Genomic DNA, 17,842 nt, shown 5'->3' on the forward strand with positions numbered 1-17,842 from the left:
TCTCCATATACTTTGAACGAACGCACATTTAAATAATCCGTTTTGTAGGGTTCTTTGTTAATGTAATATTCCACATTTGCTGGCGTATTACTAATCATTGCATACATGCGAATTTTTAAGATGTTTGCTTTTTGCAAACTATCAATGAGATTGATCACATCTTTGCTCAATCCTGCATCATTTACTGTTGTTAGTCCGTACGAGAAACATTCCTTTTGTGCGTCTTTTAAGGCTTGTATTTGCTGTGCACGATTCGGTTGCGGAATTACTTTGTCAATTAAATCCATTGGATTGTCAATCAGAATTCCTGTCAACTTTCCATCTTTGAGTTGAATTTCTCCACCTGCAACTTTGGTTTCTGCCGTTATTCCTGCCAAATTCAATGCTTTTTGGTTTACCAAGTATGCATGTCCATCTACGCGAGTTAACGCAATTGGTGTGTTTGGAAATAATTTGTCCAAACGGTCTTTGGTTGGAAATTCCTGCACTTCCCAATCGTTCTGATCCCAACCACGACCAACTATAAACGGTGCCTTTTTTTCTTGTTGAAATTTATAGATGCGTTGTATGACTTCTTCAAAACTTTCTGTTCCTACTAAATCTACACTTTGTTTATCCGTTCCTAATCTGTAAAAATGACAATGTGCATCAATAAAACCTGGCAAAACCGTACTTCCGTTGACATCCATCTTTTTTTCAGCTTCGTATTTTTCCAGAATATCGTTTGTGCTTCCTACGGCAACAAATTTTCCATCTTTTATAGCAAATGCTTCTGCTTGAGAGAATTCAGCATCAACTGTGTAGACTTTTGCATTGGTCAGAATCATGTCTACCGTTTCTTTTTGAGCGCAAGAGAAACAGAGTATTATAAGTGATAAGAGTAGTATTTTTTTGATCATTGTAGGTTGGTTTACAGGTTTAATCTAAATAAAATATGATTGAGAAAGGTATTGCTTTTAAGTAAATTCGGAATAAATTTCATTCAAATAAAATTTTTATAAATACTTACAGTGATATTTATTAAACACTAAAATTCTGTTTTTTTATTTTCGTTTTCTTTGCTCGCACAAAGAAAAGAAACAAAAGAAAGTGCGCTTTTCCAGAGGTATTTTTAATTTTTCTTTTTTAGGAGAAAAATTAAAACCGCATGAATTTTTCTAAATTTTCTCCAAGGTTTCAAAAATTTTTAACGAAAAATCCCTGCTATACTGCGGAAAAGACAAAACCATTGCTAATCTTTATATCTAACTCACATTATTTTACATTTTGAGGAATTAAAAATACAACTTTTTAAAATGGTCTGTATTGGTTTTGAATTGATCTGAAGAAAATCCACAAAAAAACGTTCTCTGTGAAAGAACGCTTTTTACTATTTTTTTATGTTTTGTTTGATTTAGAAATCAAATTTATACGTGGCGCCTGCTAGCACTTGAAATTGTTGTACCGGAAAGTTTACCCAACGTTGGTAATCTTGATTTGCAATATTGTTTGCTTTTACAAATGCTGATAAGCGATCGTTGAAACGATATCCTACATGTGCATTTACATCAATAAAGCTATCTAAATTCACTATCTCTGTTGGAAAAATAGTTGTTCCTGGTGCAAATGTTATTTCGTCTGAACGTTCGCCAATAAAGAAGATATTTGCGCCTGCAAACCAGTTTTCCGTGATTTGGTAGTCTGCAAAGATTGATGCTTCTAATTCTGGTAAGTTCCAAGCTTCTTGCTGATTGTCCGTATTGTAATTGAAATATTCCGCCTTAGCGCCAAATTTGAAGTTGCTTGTAATGTCTACATTGATTTCTCCAAATACAGATATTGTTGTGACATCGTCATAGACTGCATTGAACGAGTTTCCGTACGTATATCCGTTATCTGGACTTGGATTGAATGTGTTTACTTTGAATAATGCTTTGTTATTTTCTGAAACGTACGAAGCTCTTGCGTTGTAACTTACGTTAGATGTTAGCTTTCCTTTGATTCCTAAGTATCCGTTGTATTGTTGATCGGTTGGTGCAATTGCTTGCGTTGGCGACATGAAAAAGTTCGTTTGTACAAAATCGTAGTATGAATTTTGTTGCAAGTCACCTTCTATTCCCGCGTATGCGATAATATCATCGCCGCTTAAACGATATTGCGCCGTAATTCTTGGATAGACGAAGATATCATTTTCACTGTTTTCTGTGTCTAATCCAACATAGATTGCCGCGCCAAAATTCACTGTTAAGTCGTCACGTAAAATAACCAAACTCGGCGAGATTCCCGCTTTTAAGATGCTGTAATCGATACTTCCTGTTCCTGCAAAGTTGTTTTCAAACGTTCCGCCTACATAATCGATATCAACAAGCGTTTTGATGAGTTCGCCCGCAATTTCTACTTCAAATTCTGGTTGTACAATGAGTCTGTTTTCCCCTGAGCTTGTGGCATCAAACATTCTTCTGTACAGTATTTTTCCACCGTTAAAGAATGAATCTTCCATATCAACATCGGCACCAATATAAACATTGTGATACGTTTGTTGTTCGTCAATTCCTTCAATTTGCGTTGGTGTTAATGCGATATCAGGCAAACCATACCAATTGTAAACTTGGTGCTGATATCCGAATTTTCCTTTCCATGATAAGTCTCTACTACGATTGATATAGGCTAGATCTAATTTTGTATCGAAGAATTTGTCATCTAACTGCACACCATCAATTCCACCTTGCGACGAGTGATGACGTAAGGCAATGTCAAACGTTTCGTCTCTGCTAATGGCTCTACTTGTAAAGAAATCGAGTGCTGCTGTATTGTAGTTTCCTAAACCAAGCGACACATATGTATTGTATAATTTTTCTCTTTTGGCTTTCTTTAAACCTGCCGCGCGTCCTTTGGCTGGCGTAAACGTAGACGCTACTGGAAATGAAAAGATAGCGTATTGAATTTCTTTCTTTTTAGCCGTTTCCTTATCGTTTAACGAAGGTGTTTGTTTTATTTTAAATGCATCCGACACCGATGGCGTGTATGGTTTTACCACATTTACCACTTCCGTACTGATGTTTTTCTTCTCTTTGTCTTTGTCTTTGTCCTTATCTTTATCTTGCGCAGTCGCCAAATTTGCTATAAAAAAGATCGCTAAGATACAAGTTGATTTTAGTATGTGAGTTCGCATGTTGTGCTTGCTTTGTAAGTTTGTGTTTAATTTCAATGTGCTGCGTTGCTTTTTAGTTTCCACCTTCTTCTTCAACTGGTGTTACTGACGAATTTCGTTTGGCTTCTGCCTTTTTTACTTTCGCCAATTCTGCTTCTGCTTCTGCAACTTCATCTGGGAATTTTTTGAAATTTTTGATGACACTTTCCAAGATATAGGTTGCTTGGAACGAATCGTCTAACGCATAAGAATTTTTTGCCATGAGTATCAATCCTTTTGCACCAAATTGCTTGTAACTAGAATAGTTTTTTACCAAGCTTTGAATCGCTGTGTTTGATCCTTCATAGTCTTTTTCCTTGTTTTTGAAATATGCTTCGTAATACAATGCTTCTGCCGCTAGTTTCCCTTTGGCAATTTTTTGTACTTCTTTGTACGCTTCTTTTGCTTTGTCTTCGTTATTGGTTGCAATTGCCGAACGCGCAATGATTACGTGTGCATCACTTCTAATTCGGTTGTCTATTTTATCATGCGCCAATACTTTTTCTGCATACGCAACAGCTTCCGTATAATTGTCTTGCTCGTAATTTGCTTTCATTAAGTTCGATTGTGCAAAGGTTACGTTTTGCGGGAAATCGGCACTTTCTTCCAAACGTTTTAAGACAGGAATTGCTTTTGTATAATTATCTGTTTCTAACAATACTTGCGATAATCTTGCCAATGCTTGCTCGGTATATTCGTTACGTTCGCTTTTTAAAACATATTCGTAATGCGGAATTGTTTTTTGTGTTTCGCCTTTGCTAAAGTATGATTGTGCTAAGTAGAAATTTGCTTTTACAGCGTATAATCCACTTGGAAATTTTTGCACATATTTTTCAAATCCTTCAATTGCTTTGTCGGTATTGCTTTGGATGAATTGCTTTTCAGCAGATTCGTACGTTGCTTTGTCCAACTCAGCATCAGTAACGTCTACAAAATCGAGTCCTTTTACCCAATTTGCATATACTTCTACTTGTCCTAATGTAATGTAAATTGACTTTGCTGTTTCTACCGCTTGCAGCGCTTCTTCAGTGTTTGGAAATTTTGCTACCACCGATCGGAATTTTGTCAAGGCAACTTGGTTTTTCCCGGCGTTGTAATTGATCAATCCTTGCTTTAGAATCGTTTTTGGCACATACGAACTCTTCGGATAATCGGCAATCATTTCTGAATACGTATTGAGTCCTTTTGTAGTTTCGTCTTTACTAATATATGTGTTTCCTAATTCGTATAAAGCATCATCACGTAAAGATGATTTTTTATATTTTTTAGTGAATTTGTCTAACTCTGTAATTTTCGTATTTGTTTTTCCTGTAAAACCGTAACAGATCGCTTTTTGGAAATACGCATAGTCTTCGTCAATTCCTTTCATTGCAATGGCTTTGTCGTAGTCTTTGATAGCGTTTGCGTAATCGCTTGTTACAAAATGGCTGTCTCCCAAACGCAAATAACTGTCATTTACACGCGCTTTGTCGTCACGATTGTTAGCTATAAATTTTTCAAAACTCGAAATGGCGCTCGCATATTCTTTTTGTTTGAAATATGTATATGCTAAGTTGTAATCAATGGTTTGTGCTTCTTCTGTATCTGCGATGTTTGAATTGGCAAACGATTTAAAACCTGCTAATGCAATATCATAATTGTCTAGCAAATAGTTTGTTTCCGCTTTCCAAAAAGTCGCTCTTGCCGTATATTCTGCCGATTCGTTTTCTTTGAGCGATTTTTCAAAGAATTCCAATCCTTCTTGGTATTTACTATCGTTAAATAATTCAATTGCTCTGTAGAATGCTACTTTTTGATAGGTTGTTTTATCACTATACTTCTTGCTAGACTCTAACAAATTTAATGCAGCTTCGTAATCTTTAGAAGTGATGTATGAACTTACTAATAGTTCTTCCAATTCTGCTTGATGTTCCGTTTCAGGATATTTTTTTAAGTATGCTGTTAATACAGATGGAACACTTTCGTACGGATTTCCGATTTCATAACTCAATCGCGCATAGTTTAAACCTGCATCTTCCTGAATTTTTAAATCAAAGTCCATTTGCGAAGCATTACGAAATGCATTTAACGCTTGTTGCTTTTTGTCAGTATTCAAATAACATTCTCCTAAATGATAGTAAGCGTTTTGCGCTACAAAATTGTTCCCATCTACAATTTTATTGAATTGCTTAATTGCATTTTCATAATCCTTTTGTTTGTAATACGCATATCCTAATTGATAGAAATCTGTGTTATTCCATCTTCCCTTTTTACCTTTATATGCTTTTAAATATGGAATTGCTTCTTCATATTTTTGCAGATTGAAATAACTTTCACCAATAATTTTATTGAGTTCCGATATTTCTTTTCGGTCTGCATTTGGCAATTCTTTTTTTGATAAATCGATTGCTTTTTGAAACTCTCCAATTTTAAAGTTCATGTCTGCTTTAAAATACGACAGCTTTTCATTGTATTCTTCATCTTGTGAAACACCATCAAAATATTCGCTTGCTTCTTTGTAATTATCTTCTTGATACGCAATATATCCTGTATAGTATTTTGCTTGCGAACCGTATTTTGGAGAATCTAATAGTTTTTGAAAATACGTTTTGGCCTGATCGTACTTTTTAGACGTAAAATACGCGTATCCTTTTTTGAAGTTATACTCTTCACGTTGCGAATTGGTTAAACTCATCTCTCCCGATTTGTCATACCATTTTAATGCGCGTGAATATTTTCCGTTCTCAAAGTAATAATCGGCTACATTTATATAGGCTGAGTTTCGTTTGGTACTTGTCGGATATCTTTTTACAAATTCCTCCATCATATTATCTGCGCCAAGCTGATTCAATCGTACGGCACAATTGGCAATATAATAAGCACAATTGGCTTCTGTTTCGTAATCGGAAGTGCCACCTTTTACTTTATCAAAAAGTGCTTGCGAAGCTTGATACTGTTTGCTGTTATACAAATGTAGTGCTTCGTTGTATTCCTTTAAATCATGTGTATATACTTTGGTTTTTTGCGCGTACGAGAACTGGAAACTTAGTAGCACAAAGCATAAAATGAATTGAAGATGTTTTTTGCTCATGAATCTTGTGGTTTTATGAGGATTTTTTGAATTTCTATTCCATACAAACTTAGCATAAATATATCTGTTTCGCCAATTTTGACAGGTTAAGAAATTCTTTTACTTATAGAAATAACGTCTGTTTTGAGGTATAATTATATCAATAGCAGCTAAAAAGCAATTTCTTTGGCGTATTTAGTATTTTATTAACAATTGAGAAGGTCATAATGACTCATTTAGACGTTAGTTTCAACTTGAACAGTATAGAATTCTGATTTTTGAATTCGTTTTTTTATCATATTCACAATTAACACACATAATAAGTGAGAATTTTACACATTTCACGTATGATTTCGTATTTTAAAGGAAACTTTAATTAAAATCAAATAAATCATGAAAAAAAAGGAAATTAAAAATCTTAGTTTTACAAAAACTACCATTTCAACAATTAACAAAATAAAAGGAGGAACAGATTCTAAACCTTTATCTATTTGTCATTGCAAATCGTATGGACATTGTCCAGATAAAGATGCGGAACAATAGTACTAATTTGAAAAGTGAACTTCGGTTCACTTTTTTTTATATGAATACGCCTTTTATCACAATAAGTTTTCCGTATTGCGGTTTAATTGTTTACTTTGTGTAATCGATTTTAAATCACGTATAGTTCATGGAGCAAATTCTCAGCCTTAGAAACGTTTCTATTTTTCAGCGCGAAAGCCTAATTCTTTCTGAAGTCAATCTTACCATTAATAAAGGTGATTTTGTCTATTTGATAGGAAAAACAGGTTCTGGAAAGAGTAGTTTTATGAAAACACTGTATGGCGATTTACCTTTGACAGATGGTGAAGGTTCCATTGTTGATTTCAATCTAAAAACCTTAAAAGAAAAAGAAATTCCTTTTTTGCGAAGAAAATTAGGCGTCGTTTTTCAAGATTTTCAATTATTACAAGATCGCACTGTTGCCAATAATTTATTGTTTGTCTTAAAAGCAACTGGCTGGAAAGATAAAGAGAAAATGCAGGCGAAGATTGATGAGGTTTTGGACAAAGTTGGAATGAAAACGAAAAACTTCAAATTTCCCTATCAACTTTCTGGTGGAGAACAACAACGTATTGCCATTGCGCGCGCACTTTTAAACGATCCTGAATTGATTATTGCAGACGAACCTACAGGAAATTTAGATCCGCAAACTAGTGTGGAAGTAATGCAAGTACTCCAAGAAATTAATAAAAGTGGACGTACTATTTTAATGGCAACTCACGATTATGCATTGCTACTAAAATATCCTTCAAAAACATTGAAATGTGACGCAGGAAAAGTGTTTGAAGTAGTTCAAAAAAATGTATAGCGCTCTCAAAAAAACAATCAAACAATTAGTTCCGAAACGTTTTATTTTTCAAAACGAACCTTTTTTTCGGTATTTTCACGGTATTTTCTATTTGGGAAATAAGCATCAATGTAGCGTTTGCAAAAAGAAATTACGAACGTTTATTGAGTTACCAAATACCGATTTGTTGTGTCCGTTCTGCGGAAGCTTGGCAAGAAATCGCCGTTTATGGACTATTTTAAATACTGAAGACTATCTAAAAGGACGAATTTTACATTTTTCGCCTTCGCGAAATATCTATCGAAAACTAAAAAAACGTTCCGATTTGCAGTATGTAACTTCTGATTATGAAGATGAATTTATTGCCGATTTTAGATTCGATATTACAAATATTGACCAAGAAGAAGCCATTTTTAACACCATTATTTGCTTTCACGTTTTAGAACACATTCCCAATGATATCAAAGCCATGCAAGAATTATACAGAGTTGCCAAACCCAATGCAAACGTACTAATACAAACACCTTTTAAAGAAGGTGATATTTATGAAAATCCAGCGATTACAACTCCCGAAGATCGATTGGAACATTTTGGACAGGAAGATCATGTGCGCGTATATTCTCCGGAAGGATTAAAAACACGCTTAACACAGGTTGGTTTTACCGTAAAAACCTTATCTTTCCCGCCTAAAACTGACGATATTCGTTTTGGATTTTCGTCTCCCGAAATTGTACTAATTGCTACCAAATAATGCTGTCGATCCTCATTCCAACGTATGATTATGATATTTCTGCTTTAGTGGAAGAAATTCATGCTCAAATTTCAAAAACGGACTATGTTTTTGAAATTTTATGTTTGGACGATCATTCTAATGACAAAGAAACGATTCAGAAAAACGAACGTATTAATACGTTTTCAAATGCTTCGTATACGGTATTGCCTGAAAATATTGGTCGCAGCCGAATTCGCAATTTACTCGCACAAAAAGCTACATACAATTGGTTGTTGTTTATGGATGCAGATGTAATTCCTGTTCATAAGAATTTCATTACCAAATACATAGAAACTATTTCCGAAGAAAAAGAAGTGATTTATGGTGGAATTTTATACCAGGAAGCAAAACCAAAACAAGAAAATGTATTGCGCTGGATTTACGGAAAAGAACGGGAAGCATTATCAGTACAACAACGAGAAGAAGCCTTGTATTTACGCTTTTTAACCTTGAGTTTTTTGATTAAGAAAGAAGTCTTTCAGAAGGTGAAATTCAATGAAGCCATTCCGAATGCACGTCATGAAGATACGTTGTTTGCAAACGATTTGAAACACGCCGAAGTACATTTGACACATATTGATAATCCAGTGTATCATTTAGGTTTGGATACGAGCAAAGAATTTATTCGCAAGTCAATGGAATCGGTAGAAGTGCTGATTTTATTTTTGAAAAACGGATTGATTGAACACAATGATATTTTGATTACCAAAGTGTTTAAACGTGTAAAAACTTTTGGAATAAATCGTATTTTATCATTATTGTATCGCTGGTTTGGAAAACGTTTTGAAAAGAATTTGCTTTCCAACAATCCGTCCATGTTTGTTTTTGACTTCTATAGATTAACGTATCTTTGCTACTTAGATATTCGTAAATAATGCCACTTTTTTCCGTAATTATTCCATTATATAATAAAGAAAAATACATTCAACAAACTGTTGAAAGTGTGTTGCAACAGACTTTTGTAGATTTTGAATTGCTGATTGTGAATGATGCAAGTACAGATAAAAGTGTTTCTGTAGTTTCTCAAATTTCTGATGATAGAATTCAATTGATTGAAAACCCGAAGAATTTAGGACTTTCGGCCACTCGAAATCATGGAATTTCAAAAGCCAAAGGAGAAATTATTGCGTTATTAGATGCGGATGATGTTTGGCTTCCTACTTTTTTGGAAACGATTCAAAAGCTACATATTTCTTTTCCTGAAGCAACTATTTACGGAACGGATTATGTGGAAACGTATACTTCTCAAGAAGATTTAATTCCTCAAAAAAACATAGATCCTACTTTAAAAGGAACTTCTTTTTTGCTTCCAGATTTCTTTGAAGCAAGTATGTTTCAACCTATTTTTTGCCAAAGTAGTTTAGCGTTTAAAAGAGAAATTTGCACTGAATCTGAAGTTTTTAATTCCAACATCACGTTTGCAGAAGATATTGATTTTTATATAAAATACGGCTCCAAATATCGTGTTGCATATCATTATGAAGCATTGGCTAATGTTCGTTTTGATGTGCCCAATCAAATGAGTAAAAATTCAATTGCAACAAAGGTTTTACCAGATTTGGATAGTTATGACGAAGTTGCAAAAAAGAATAATTCTTTAAAGAAATATTTAGATTTGTATCGCTATATTTTTGCTTCGTTGTACAGTTTAGAAAACGCCATTCCGCAACGAAACGCCATGTTGCAAAACTTAGATTATGCAAATTTGACTTTTAAACAGCGTTTATTACTGAAAAGTCCACGTTTTGTATTGGTATTTTTAAAAAAAATGAAAGGTTTCTTGTTGAAACGTAATATTAGAGTGACTTCTTTTTGATTTAGAATCTTTGCTTTTAGATCGGCTTTGCCTATTAGATTTTCGGGGCTTGGGTTATAAAATGAGAACGTCTTTTCGAGTGGTTTTCGTAATGGAATGGAGAAAATTGTATCGAGAAATGCTATGATATAAATTGAACAATAAAGTACATCTCGATACTAATTTCTTAACAGAAATTCACTCGATATGACGACTTGTAAATCGAAGTTAATTTAACATTTAAAATATAGAAAGAAACAGATTACTTCGTGATAAATTCCTCGTGATGACGTATCGAAAGAATCTCAATACTCACTACTAAAATCTTAATACTTATTTAGATAGTTTTACGTCTTCTTTGGTGATTACGTAGTCTTGATAATCGCGAATATAATCAGATTCGTCAAATTCATCAGAAGCCAATACCAAACAAACTGCTCCAGAAGAAAAGTTTTCCAATTCTCGCCAAATTCCGTGTGGAATCAAGCAACCTTGATTGGGTTTGTTGAGCTGAATTCGTTTTTTACTTGTACCATCTTTAAAAATAACTTCAAAACTCCCACTCAATGCAATTAACACTTCATGTTGTTCTACATGCGCATGTCCACCTCTTTTTGCGCCACTGGGAATATCATACAAATAATACACACGTTTACATTTGAAAGGAATTGTTTCTCCTTCAATGACAGATATGTTTCCTCTATAGTCTTCGATTTTGGGGATCGTTATTAGGTGAATATCAGCAACAGTTGTAGACATATTATTCGGTGGTTATTAGTTGAATCCATCGCTGGATTATTGGTTGTTCGGTGAATTTAGTAATTGAAGATACTGCATTTTGTTTACAATTCATATACAAATCAATATTTTCGATTAACAGTAACATTGCATCTTTCAAATTCGCAAAGTTTTGATCTTCAACAAGCAAACCATTCGTTTTTTGTTGAATTATTTCACTTGGACCCGATTTGCAATCAAATGCAATAACAGGTGTTTGCTGTTGCAATGCTTCTATTAAAACCATTGGAAAGCCTTCTACCCTACTGGATAAGACTAAATATTTTGCATTTTTAATGTATGTTGCTACATTTTCCACAAAACCCAACAGCTTTACATCTGCTTGCAATTGCAATTTTGAAATTAGTTTTTCAAGTGATTTTTTATCATCGCCATCGCCACAAATGAATAGTTTTATATTTTTTTCTGCTAATTTGGAAGCGTGATAGGTTTCAATCAAACGATCAAACTGTTTGATATCATTTTGCAAACGTCCTACAGCAATAACATATTCATTTTGCGTGTCTAAAGTAGTGATTTCTTCTGGCTTATCAGTAGTAATATAGTTCGGAATGTGTACTTGGTTTTCAAAACCGTATACTTGGTTTAATTTTTCTTCAATTGCTTCCGAAACAGCAACTACAGAATGTGTATTGTTATATATTTTTTTAAATAGTTTTCCTTTCGGGATATGCCATTTAATATGATAACTGTGTACCATCATAACCATCTTTTTTGCCTCAAAGATGCATTTGTGCAACAAGTATTCCATCACAAATCGACTGCGCGATCGAAAGTCAATGTAGATATCTGCATTGCATTTTTTATATGCTTTTTTAAAAGCAAAAAACTTCTGAATTTGTTTGATGATTTTTATAGAAGATTCATTTGCACCCAAATTATACAACTCACCTTCGTACTTATATGTAATTTGATCTTTTAGCGAAATAATAGCGACTTCAAATCCGTATTTATGAAGTGATTTAGAAAAGTTTGCCGCCTGCTTTTCTGCGCCTCCGCCACTTAGGCAATCGACAATTATACAGATTTTCTTTTTAGAATTTTGCAGCATAAAGTTTTCCTACTATCTTTCACGCAAATATACTGTTTATGCGAGTATTATTGATAGGAGAATACAGTAGATTTCACAATTCGCTCAAAGAAGGTCTACAAAAGTTACAGCACGATGTTACACTCATCGGTCGCGCTGACAACTTTAAAAATTATCCTATTGATATTTCGCTCGAAGCTACTTTTTTTCATAAAAAGATTCCGAATGCATTTCGACAACTCATTTTTAAAGTTTGTAATGTAGATATTGCCTTTTTAGAAATTGCCTATCGCTTTTATAAACACAGAAAGTCGTTTCGCAATTATGACGCCGTTCAATTGATTAATGAATTTCCTTTTGCAACCACGCCGCGCATCGAACGAAAGTTATTGAAATATATTTTCAAGCATAATAAAAACGTGTATTTGTCTTCTTGTGGTGATGATTTTCATTACGTGAATTATATCTTGAATGCTGACTTGCCATATCACATGCTAACAGCTTATGAGCATGATAAAAGTACTAAAAAATGGTTTCAATATTCGCTGCAATATTTGTCAAAATCGCATGAAAAGTTGCATCATTTTGTGATAGAGAATGTGAAAGGTGTAATTCCTGCAAATTTTGATTATGAAATGGCGTATCGGACACATCCAAAAGTATTGCCATTAGTGCCGTTTCCTATTAATATAGATTTATTGCAATTTCAACCATTACAGTACAATGGAAAAGTGAATATTTTTCATGGTGTGAATAAAGTTAATTATTTAAAAAAAGGAAACGATCTTATTGAGAAAGCTTTGAAAATTATAGAAGAAAAGTATCCGAATCGTGTTGCTGTAAAAACAGCGTCTAATTTGCCGTATTCGGAATATATTCAAACGTATAGCGAAGCGCATATTATTATGGATCAGCTATATGGATACGATCAAGGATATAATGCGTTAGAAGCAATGGCGAAAGGAAAAGTAGTGTTTTCAGGTGCTGAAACCGATTTTACAACTTATTATAAACTCGAAAAAACAGTATTGATTAATGCAACGCCAAACGTAGATGATTTGGTTGAAAAATTAAGTTTTCTGATTGAAAATCCAGCTGAAATGATTCAAATTGGTCAAAATGCACGTGCTTTTGTGGAAAAGTTTCACGAGTACGAGAGTGTTGCTGAATTGTATTTGGAACGTTGGCGCTCCGACTCCGCTCAGCGCTCTTAGTTTTACTTTTTGTTGATTTGTTATTCGTTGTTCGTTATTCGTTATTCGTTATTCGTTATTCGAAAATACTTTTTATTTAAAATTTAGCATTTTACAATTCCCATTTTCAAAGACTTAGTCTACGAATACCTTCATACACGACAATACTGACTGCATTGGCTAAATTTAAGCTTCTTATGTGTTCACTAAACATAGGAATTGTGTACAACTGTTCTGTATTAGCTTCTGTGATTTCTTCAGATAAACCAACCGATTCTTTCCCAAAGACCAAAAACAATTCATCTTCAAACGGAATTTCTGTATACAATTTATCGCTTTTACTGGTGAGATACACCATTTTTTTGTCCGCATTTTTAGCGTAGAATTCGTCTATATTTTCATAAAAATGCACTTGTAAATACTGCCAATAATCGAGTCCTGCACGTTTGAGTCGCGCATCTGTAATTTCAAATCCAAAAGGTTTTACTAAGTGTAAGTTGGAACCTGATGCCAAACTTAAACGTCCTATATTTCCTGTGTTGGTTGGAATTTCTGGTTCTATAAGAACTATGTTGTATGCCATTTATTTTGTAGATTATTATTCTTCTCTTCCAATATATGTAATAGCGATGGCTATAAAACACATTCCGCCCAGTAATCCTAAACCTATAGCGCCACCATTTGCTCCAGAGTGACTTGTAACAGTATGAGAATTTGATCCTTTATTATTATAATCTTCAATTTCTACACTTCCAAATTTGAATGCTCCAATGATACTTACTATTGCAACAAAAATTAAAAATCCTCTAAAAGTTTTCATATACTTTAATTGTATTATTGTTTTTATGATTGGCTAGAATCAAAACAATGAAGGGAAAGTATTCAAATATAAATTTTTCTTTTTGGTGAAGCTATATTTTATTCAAATTTAATAAAATCGATTTCTATTTTAAATGGTCCTGCTTTTTTCTCGTTGGAGATGAAACCAATTCGTAAGATGTTTTTTAATTCTTCCAGTGTAGGTTTTCCATCTCTTTTTCGTCCGATGTTGTATCGTACAAAGTCTGAGAATGCAATTTCCTTTTTAACCCACTTCCAATCAGTTGTTGGTAAATCTACTTTATAATACGGAACAAACCAGCGTCTGTCCATTTCTAAAGTAAAACCCATTGCATATTTTTTGGAACGATAGCGAATGATTATTTTTTTATATGCTGAAAGATCGCGCTTTTTGTAGCGACTTCTAAATGATGAAAAACCTCCGTTGTTTTCTAGTGAAATCGTTCCACTGAAGTGAACATAATCATCCGATAATTCATAATCACCTTCGGAAAGTCCGCCCATGACACCATCATTAGTAATTCGCCACAGTTCTCCATCTTTGTTTTTTCCGAAATCAATTTTGGATTGTTGCGCGCATAAAAATTGTGTAATGAGCAAAAAGTATAGTATGGAACGTATGTGCATTCTTTTTTTTCTTCAATATACGAAGATTTTAGAAAATTTAGATTCTGACATTCTGTTTCGGAATTGTGATATTTTGATTTTGTATACACTTTTTGGGTTTATTTTTCTATTTTCGTTTTTCATTATGTATTCACCTATTTCCCTGTTATTTTATGGAATCTAATTTTATATCTGAAAAAGCTACTATTGGTAAAAATGTTACTATTGGCAAGTTTTGTATTATTGAAGATGATGTAGTTATTGGCGATAATACGGTGATAAAAAATTATGTCGAGTTGCGGAAAGGCACTGTGATCGGCGAAAACTGCTATATTGATTCACGCGTGACTTCTTCTGGAAATTGTGTGATTAAAAATAATGTAACAATCCGTTACGATTCTATTTTAGCCAGAGGTTTACTAGTGGAAGACAATGTATATATTTCTCCAAAATTAATGACGAACAATTTAAATACTGCCAAAGAACAAATTGGTGGTGCGCATATTGGGAAGAATGTTTTTATTGGAACGAATTGTATTTTGCATCACGGAATTATGATTGGCGAAAATAGTGTCATTGGCGCTTTGTCATTTGCGAATAAAGATATTCCTAAGGACGAAATTTGGTTTGGGAATCCTGCGGTTTTTAAACGAAAAAAATGATTTTTTTTTAGATCGCTGCGCTGTTAGATTTTAGATCGCTTACGCTGTTAGATCACTTCATTCTTAGATATTTCTCGCTTTTGTCTGAATTGTTTATAGTACTTTTCAAATCAAAGTATACACTTCGACTGCGCTAAGCATGAATGCTTTTAGACTTGTTTTATTATTTTGAATGGTAAATGTTAGATTTTAAATTAATTCACAACTAAATGTCTAACTATTAAACTCAAATCGTCACTTCGAGTGAAATTCTAGAAGAATTTTGTATCGAGAAGCTCTCAGAAACTAAAAATAAACTTGCTTCACAGCTAAACCTATAAACTTTAAGAAATCATAGTTGTTCTCGATACAACAAATCATAGATTTGCCACTCGAACTGACGTTTGGTGGAACGTATTGTTTTAAAATGTTAATGTTAGATTTTAAATTGCTTACAGATAAGCTTCTAAACTAAAAAAACTACCAAATAATCTTATACTTTTTCAGCATTTCTTTTTCGCCTTCCCAATCGCGATTATAGTTCTTTTTGATGAGTTTTGCAGGAACGCCGCCAATTAAGATGTTACTTCCTAAATCTCTGTAATCCTTATTTACAACTGAATTGGACGCAATGACGCAATTTTCTGGAGTTCTCGTCCCTGGCATGATTGAAATTCGGTTGGAAAATGCATTGTATTTTGCTAAATGTACCGGATTCGTCATTGGATAATGTTCACCAGTTTCCGTATTCATCATCGGATGAAAGTTAGAATCTGTGAGTTGCGATTCGTACCCAATTCCAACCCAATCGCTTAGAATAACTTCTTCTTTACAGACAAGTTTTACATTTGAGCCTAAACACGACATATAGCCAAATTCGCAATACGCGCCTTCTCCTACATGCACAAAACAGTCAATTCCGATGTGTGCATTTCCTTTGAAAACAAGCTTTCCTAACACAGAAAGTTCTGCGATTCTTTTGGAACGTGTTTGCAATTCAAACTTTTGTCCAAAACCAATCATTCCTTTTTTTATTTCTGGAACATCTAAGATAATTTCGCCACTTATGTTTGAGAATTTTACTGAACCATAGAAGAATACAGGTAACTTTTTCGCAATATGAAACGGAAACTTTTTGTAATTGAAGTAGATTGTTTTTATCCAATTTACCGCAAAATAAAACTTCCATATACTTCGTATTTTATTAAAAATCCGTCTCATGATCGTTTTGAAAGCTTATTTTTTATCAATTGTTTGATATTCATTTTTTTCTGCAATTGCGAATATGTAAAGATATAAGAAAGTAGCATTACTACAATGATTCCTCCATATTTCAGGTAATTACTTTCTAAAAATGTACACGCAAATGCAGTTCCACACAAAAGTACACATTGTACAAATAGCTTGTAAAATGAACTTTGAAATTGCAAACCATAACTTATTTTTGAAATGATAAGCATTCCTATAAAGTGTATTATATAATAAGCCAACACACTGATTCCCAAACCTGTTAATCCGTAAAAATAATAACCTGTACAGTTCATTATCAACATTAACAAACTAAATCCAATTGACGTTTTTACAAATATTTTAGAGTCGCCTTTTGCCAGAATTACATAGCCTACCGACCAAGAAACTGCTTTGAATACCATTCCCAAAACTCCCCAAGAAATCAATCCTAAGATGACTAAAAATTCTTTTGAGTATAATATTTTTACAACCAAAGGCGCTGCAATAAAAAATGTTGTAATGATTGGCGTTATGAGTAAAATAGCAATCGTAGCTTGATTTCGAACTGCAATTTGTACTTGCGCATTATCTGTATGAATTGAAGACAAACGGGGAAAATAATCGGTTCCCATGGCGTTAAAAATCATTCCTACATACGAGTTTATGATTAAAAATCCTGCGGTGTAATAACCAACTTCGTCCAATCCGCCCTCGTATCTAATGTAAATTTGCAATAGATACGTTGCTAAAAGCATGACAATTCCGGTAACACTCAATACAAATCCTAAGTGAAGCATGTCTTTTCCTTTGTGATAGGCTTCTTTGATTCCTAATGAAATACGTTGAATTTTGAGTGTATTTACAAAATACCAAAAGAATACAAAGATTACGACTGCCGTAATGATAATTGTGGGCGCAATGGCTTTTATTTCATATATATAATACAATGGAATGGACACAATTAATCCAACTGTACTTCCCAAAACATTGGCAACAGCTAGTTTTTTGAGCGCTTGTGTTCCTTGTAAAATTGCAATTTTCCCGTTGGTTAACTGCATAAAAAAGATGGCTATTGCCAACCAAATAAATTCAAAAGTATAGTCTGTATTCCCGAAAGTAAGTTGACTTAATAAAGCCGAAAATACAATGGTTAAAATAGCGCCAATAATCGCTGTTATAGCAATAAATTTTTGCAGAATACTAACCGTTTCTACAATTGCCTTTTTATCTTTTGAAGCGTGTACGTGCGCCAATTCTTTCACCGCACTTGTGTCCAAACCAAGTTTTGCAATTTCGCTTACTACCTGAATTGTACTGTTAAAAAGTCCAATAATTCCCATTCCGACACCACCGAGAAGAATTGCAACAATTTTTACACGAATGACCGAA

At 33.6% G+C, this 17,842-nt stretch carries 17 protein-coding genes; 7 read left to right on the top strand and 10 right to left on the bottom strand.

Features of this window, described 5'->3' with window-relative positions; translation table 11 throughout:
• From AB8B65_RS10080 to AB8B65_RS10090, 3 genes are all read right to left on the bottom strand, one after another.
• A partial coding sequence (locus AB8B65_RS10080; RefSeq protein WP_405300839.1) for an amidohydrolase occupies nt 1-899 on the bottom strand: 899 nt, incomplete at its 3' end.
• A gap of 494 nt (nt 900-1,393) precedes the next feature.
• Nucleotides 1,394-3,151: a TonB-dependent receptor gene (locus AB8B65_RS10085; RefSeq protein ID WP_405300840.1), complete on the bottom strand. Its 1,758-nt coding sequence runs from the start codon at nt 3,149-3,151 to the stop codon at nt 1,394-1,396.
• Between the two features lie 52 nt (nt 3,152-3,203).
• Nucleotides 3,204-6,239 carry a tetratricopeptide repeat protein gene (locus AB8B65_RS10090; RefSeq protein WP_405300841.1) on the bottom strand — a complete coding sequence of 1,012 codons (3,036 nt, stop codon included), beginning with the start codon at nt 6,237-6,239 and terminating at the stop codon, nt 3,204-3,206.
• 372 nt (nt 6,240-6,611) lie between these two features.
• Between AB8B65_RS10090 and AB8B65_RS10095 the strand changes: the two genes are divergently transcribed.
• The 5 genes from AB8B65_RS10095 to AB8B65_RS10115 all read left to right on the top strand — a co-directional run bounded on the left by AB8B65_RS10095 (nt 6,612) and on the right by AB8B65_RS10115 (nt 10,136).
• A complete protein-coding gene (locus AB8B65_RS10095) occupies nt 6,612-6,761 on the top strand; it encodes a hypothetical protein (RefSeq protein WP_405300842.1) in 150 nt (49 codons plus the stop codon).
• 127 nt (nt 6,762-6,888) lie between these two features.
• A complete protein-coding gene (locus AB8B65_RS10100; RefSeq protein ID WP_405300844.1) occupies nt 6,889-7,569 on the top strand; it encodes a cell division ATP-binding protein FtsE in 681 nt (226 codons plus the stop codon).
• Nucleotides 7,562-8,299: a class I SAM-dependent methyltransferase gene (locus AB8B65_RS10105; RefSeq protein WP_405300845.1), complete on the top strand. Its 738-nt coding sequence runs from the start codon at nt 7,562-7,564 to the stop codon at nt 8,297-8,299. The genes AB8B65_RS10100 and AB8B65_RS10105 overlap by 8 nt, the downstream gene beginning before the upstream one ends.
• Nucleotides 8,299-9,195 carry a glycosyltransferase family 2 protein gene (locus tag AB8B65_RS10110; protein WP_405300846.1) on the top strand — a complete coding sequence of 299 codons (897 nt, stop codon included), beginning with the start codon at nt 8,299-8,301 and terminating at the stop codon, nt 9,193-9,195. Before AB8B65_RS10105 ends, AB8B65_RS10110 begins: the two co-directional genes overlap by 1 nt.
• Complete coding sequence (locus tag AB8B65_RS10115; protein ID WP_405300847.1) at nt 9,195-10,136, top strand: glycosyltransferase family 2 protein; 942 nt, start codon at nt 9,195-9,197, stop codon at nt 10,134-10,136. The genes AB8B65_RS10110 and AB8B65_RS10115 overlap by 1 nt, the downstream gene beginning before the upstream one ends.
• A 312-nt stretch (nt 10,137-10,448) precedes the next feature.
• Here AB8B65_RS10115 and AB8B65_RS10120 read toward each other — a convergent pair whose 3' ends face one another.
• Together AB8B65_RS10120 and AB8B65_RS10125 are read right to left on the bottom strand one after the other, a co-directional pair.
• Nucleotides 10,449-10,874: a sugar 3,4-ketoisomerase gene (locus AB8B65_RS10120; RefSeq protein WP_405300848.1), complete on the bottom strand. Its 426-nt coding sequence runs from the start codon at nt 10,872-10,874 to the stop codon at nt 10,449-10,451.
• A 1-nt stretch (nt 10,875) separates the two neighbouring features.
• Nucleotides 10,876-11,964 (bottom strand): glycosyltransferase family 4 protein, encoded by a 1,089-nt coding sequence (locus AB8B65_RS10125; RefSeq protein ID WP_405300849.1) that lies wholly within the window; start codon nt 11,962-11,964, stop codon nt 10,876-10,878.
• A 38-nt stretch (nt 11,965-12,002) separates the two neighbouring features.
• On the opposite strand from AB8B65_RS10125, the gene AB8B65_RS10130 reads away from it, so the two are divergent.
• Nucleotides 12,003-13,157, top strand: coding sequence for a glycosyltransferase (locus tag AB8B65_RS10130; protein ID WP_405300850.1), 1,155 nt, complete (start codon nt 12,003-12,005; stop codon nt 13,155-13,157).
• A 106-nt stretch (nt 13,158-13,263) separates the two neighbouring features.
• Here the strand turns inward: AB8B65_RS10130 and AB8B65_RS10135 are convergent, their stop codons facing one another.
• The 3 genes from AB8B65_RS10135 to AB8B65_RS10145 form a co-directional block, all read right to left on the bottom strand.
• Entirely contained in the window at nt 13,264-13,719 is a 456-nt protein-coding gene (locus AB8B65_RS10135) for a tRNA (cytidine(34)-2'-O)-methyltransferase (RefSeq protein WP_405300851.1), read from the bottom strand.
• 15 nt (nt 13,720-13,734) lie between these two features.
• On the bottom strand, nt 13,735-13,956 hold the full coding sequence (locus AB8B65_RS10140; RefSeq protein WP_405300852.1) for a hypothetical protein: 222 nt from the start codon (nt 13,954-13,956) through the stop codon (nt 13,735-13,737).
• 98 nt (nt 13,957-14,054) lie between these two features.
• Nucleotides 14,055-14,603 carry a CIA30 family protein gene (locus AB8B65_RS10145; RefSeq protein WP_405300853.1) on the bottom strand — a complete coding sequence of 183 codons (549 nt, stop codon included), beginning with the start codon at nt 14,601-14,603 and terminating at the stop codon, nt 14,055-14,057.
• Nucleotides 14,604-14,755: 152 nt separating this feature from the next.
• Between AB8B65_RS10145 and AB8B65_RS10150 the strand changes: the two genes are divergently transcribed.
• Nucleotides 14,756-15,244 (top strand): DapH/DapD/GlmU-related protein, encoded by a 489-nt coding sequence (locus AB8B65_RS10150; protein ID WP_405300854.1) that lies wholly within the window; start codon nt 14,756-14,758, stop codon nt 15,242-15,244.
• 459 nt (nt 15,245-15,703) lie between these two features.
• Here AB8B65_RS10150 and AB8B65_RS10155 read toward each other — a convergent pair whose 3' ends face one another.
• On the bottom strand, nt 15,704-16,444 hold the full coding sequence (locus AB8B65_RS10155) for an acyltransferase (RefSeq protein WP_405300855.1): 741 nt from the start codon (nt 16,442-16,444) through the stop codon (nt 15,704-15,706).
• On the bottom strand, nt 16,441-17,842 hold a 1,402-nt coding region (locus tag AB8B65_RS10160; RefSeq protein WP_405300856.1), incomplete at its 5' end, for an oligosaccharide flippase family protein. The genes AB8B65_RS10160 and AB8B65_RS10155, both read right to left, overlap by 4 nt.

It is taken from the genome of Kordia sp., from assembly GCF_045105435.1.
Taxonomy (GTDB): Bacteria; Bacteroidota; Bacteroidia; order Flavobacteriales; family Flavobacteriaceae; genus Kordia.

Coding starts and splice junctions, on each gene's coding strand:
- AB8B65_RS10100 (WP_405300844.1), top strand. CDS start 6,889: ATGGAGCAAATTCTCAGCCTTAGAAACGTTTCTATTTTTCAGCGCGAA.
- AB8B65_RS10135 (WP_405300851.1), bottom strand. CDS start 13,719: ATGGCATACAACATAGTTCTTATAGAACCAGAAATTCCAACCAACACA.
- AB8B65_RS10090 (WP_405300841.1), bottom strand. CDS start 6,239: ATGAGCAAAAAACATCTTCAATTCATTTTATGCTTTGTGCTACTAAGT.
- AB8B65_RS10155 (WP_405300855.1), bottom strand. CDS start 16,444: ATGAGACGGATTTTTAATAAAATACGAAGTATATGGAAGTTTTATTTT.
- AB8B65_RS10105 (WP_405300845.1), top strand. CDS start 7,562: ATGTATAGCGCTCTCAAAAAAACAATCAAACAATTAGTTCCGAAACGT.
- AB8B65_RS10145 (WP_405300853.1), bottom strand. CDS start 14,603: ATGCACATACGTTCCATACTATACTTTTTGCTCATTACACAATTTTTA.
- AB8B65_RS10110 (WP_405300846.1), top strand. CDS start 8,299: ATGCTGTCGATCCTCATTCCAACGTATGATTATGATATTTCTGCTTTA.
- AB8B65_RS10150 (WP_405300854.1), top strand. CDS start 14,756: ATGGAATCTAATTTTATATCTGAAAAAGCTACTATTGGTAAAAATGTT.
- AB8B65_RS10120 (WP_405300848.1), bottom strand. CDS start 10,874: ATGTCTACAACTGTTGCTGATATTCACCTAATAACGATCCCCAAAATC.
- AB8B65_RS10115 (WP_405300847.1), top strand. CDS start 9,195: ATGCCACTTTTTTCCGTAATTATTCCATTATATAATAAAGAAAAATAC.
- AB8B65_RS10095 (WP_405300842.1), top strand. CDS start 6,612: ATGAAAAAAAAGGAAATTAAAAATCTTAGTTTTACAAAAACTACCATT.
- AB8B65_RS10125 (WP_405300849.1), bottom strand. CDS start 11,964: ATGCTGCAAAATTCTAAAAAGAAAATCTGTATAATTGTCGATTGCCTA.
- AB8B65_RS10085 (WP_405300840.1), bottom strand. CDS start 3,151: ATGCGAACTCACATACTAAAATCAACTTGTATCTTAGCGATCTTTTTT.
- AB8B65_RS10140 (WP_405300852.1), bottom strand. CDS start 13,956: ATGAAAACTTTTAGAGGATTTTTAATTTTTGTTGCAATAGTAAGTATC.
- AB8B65_RS10130 (WP_405300850.1), top strand. CDS start 12,003: ATGCGAGTATTATTGATAGGAGAATACAGTAGATTTCACAATTCGCTC.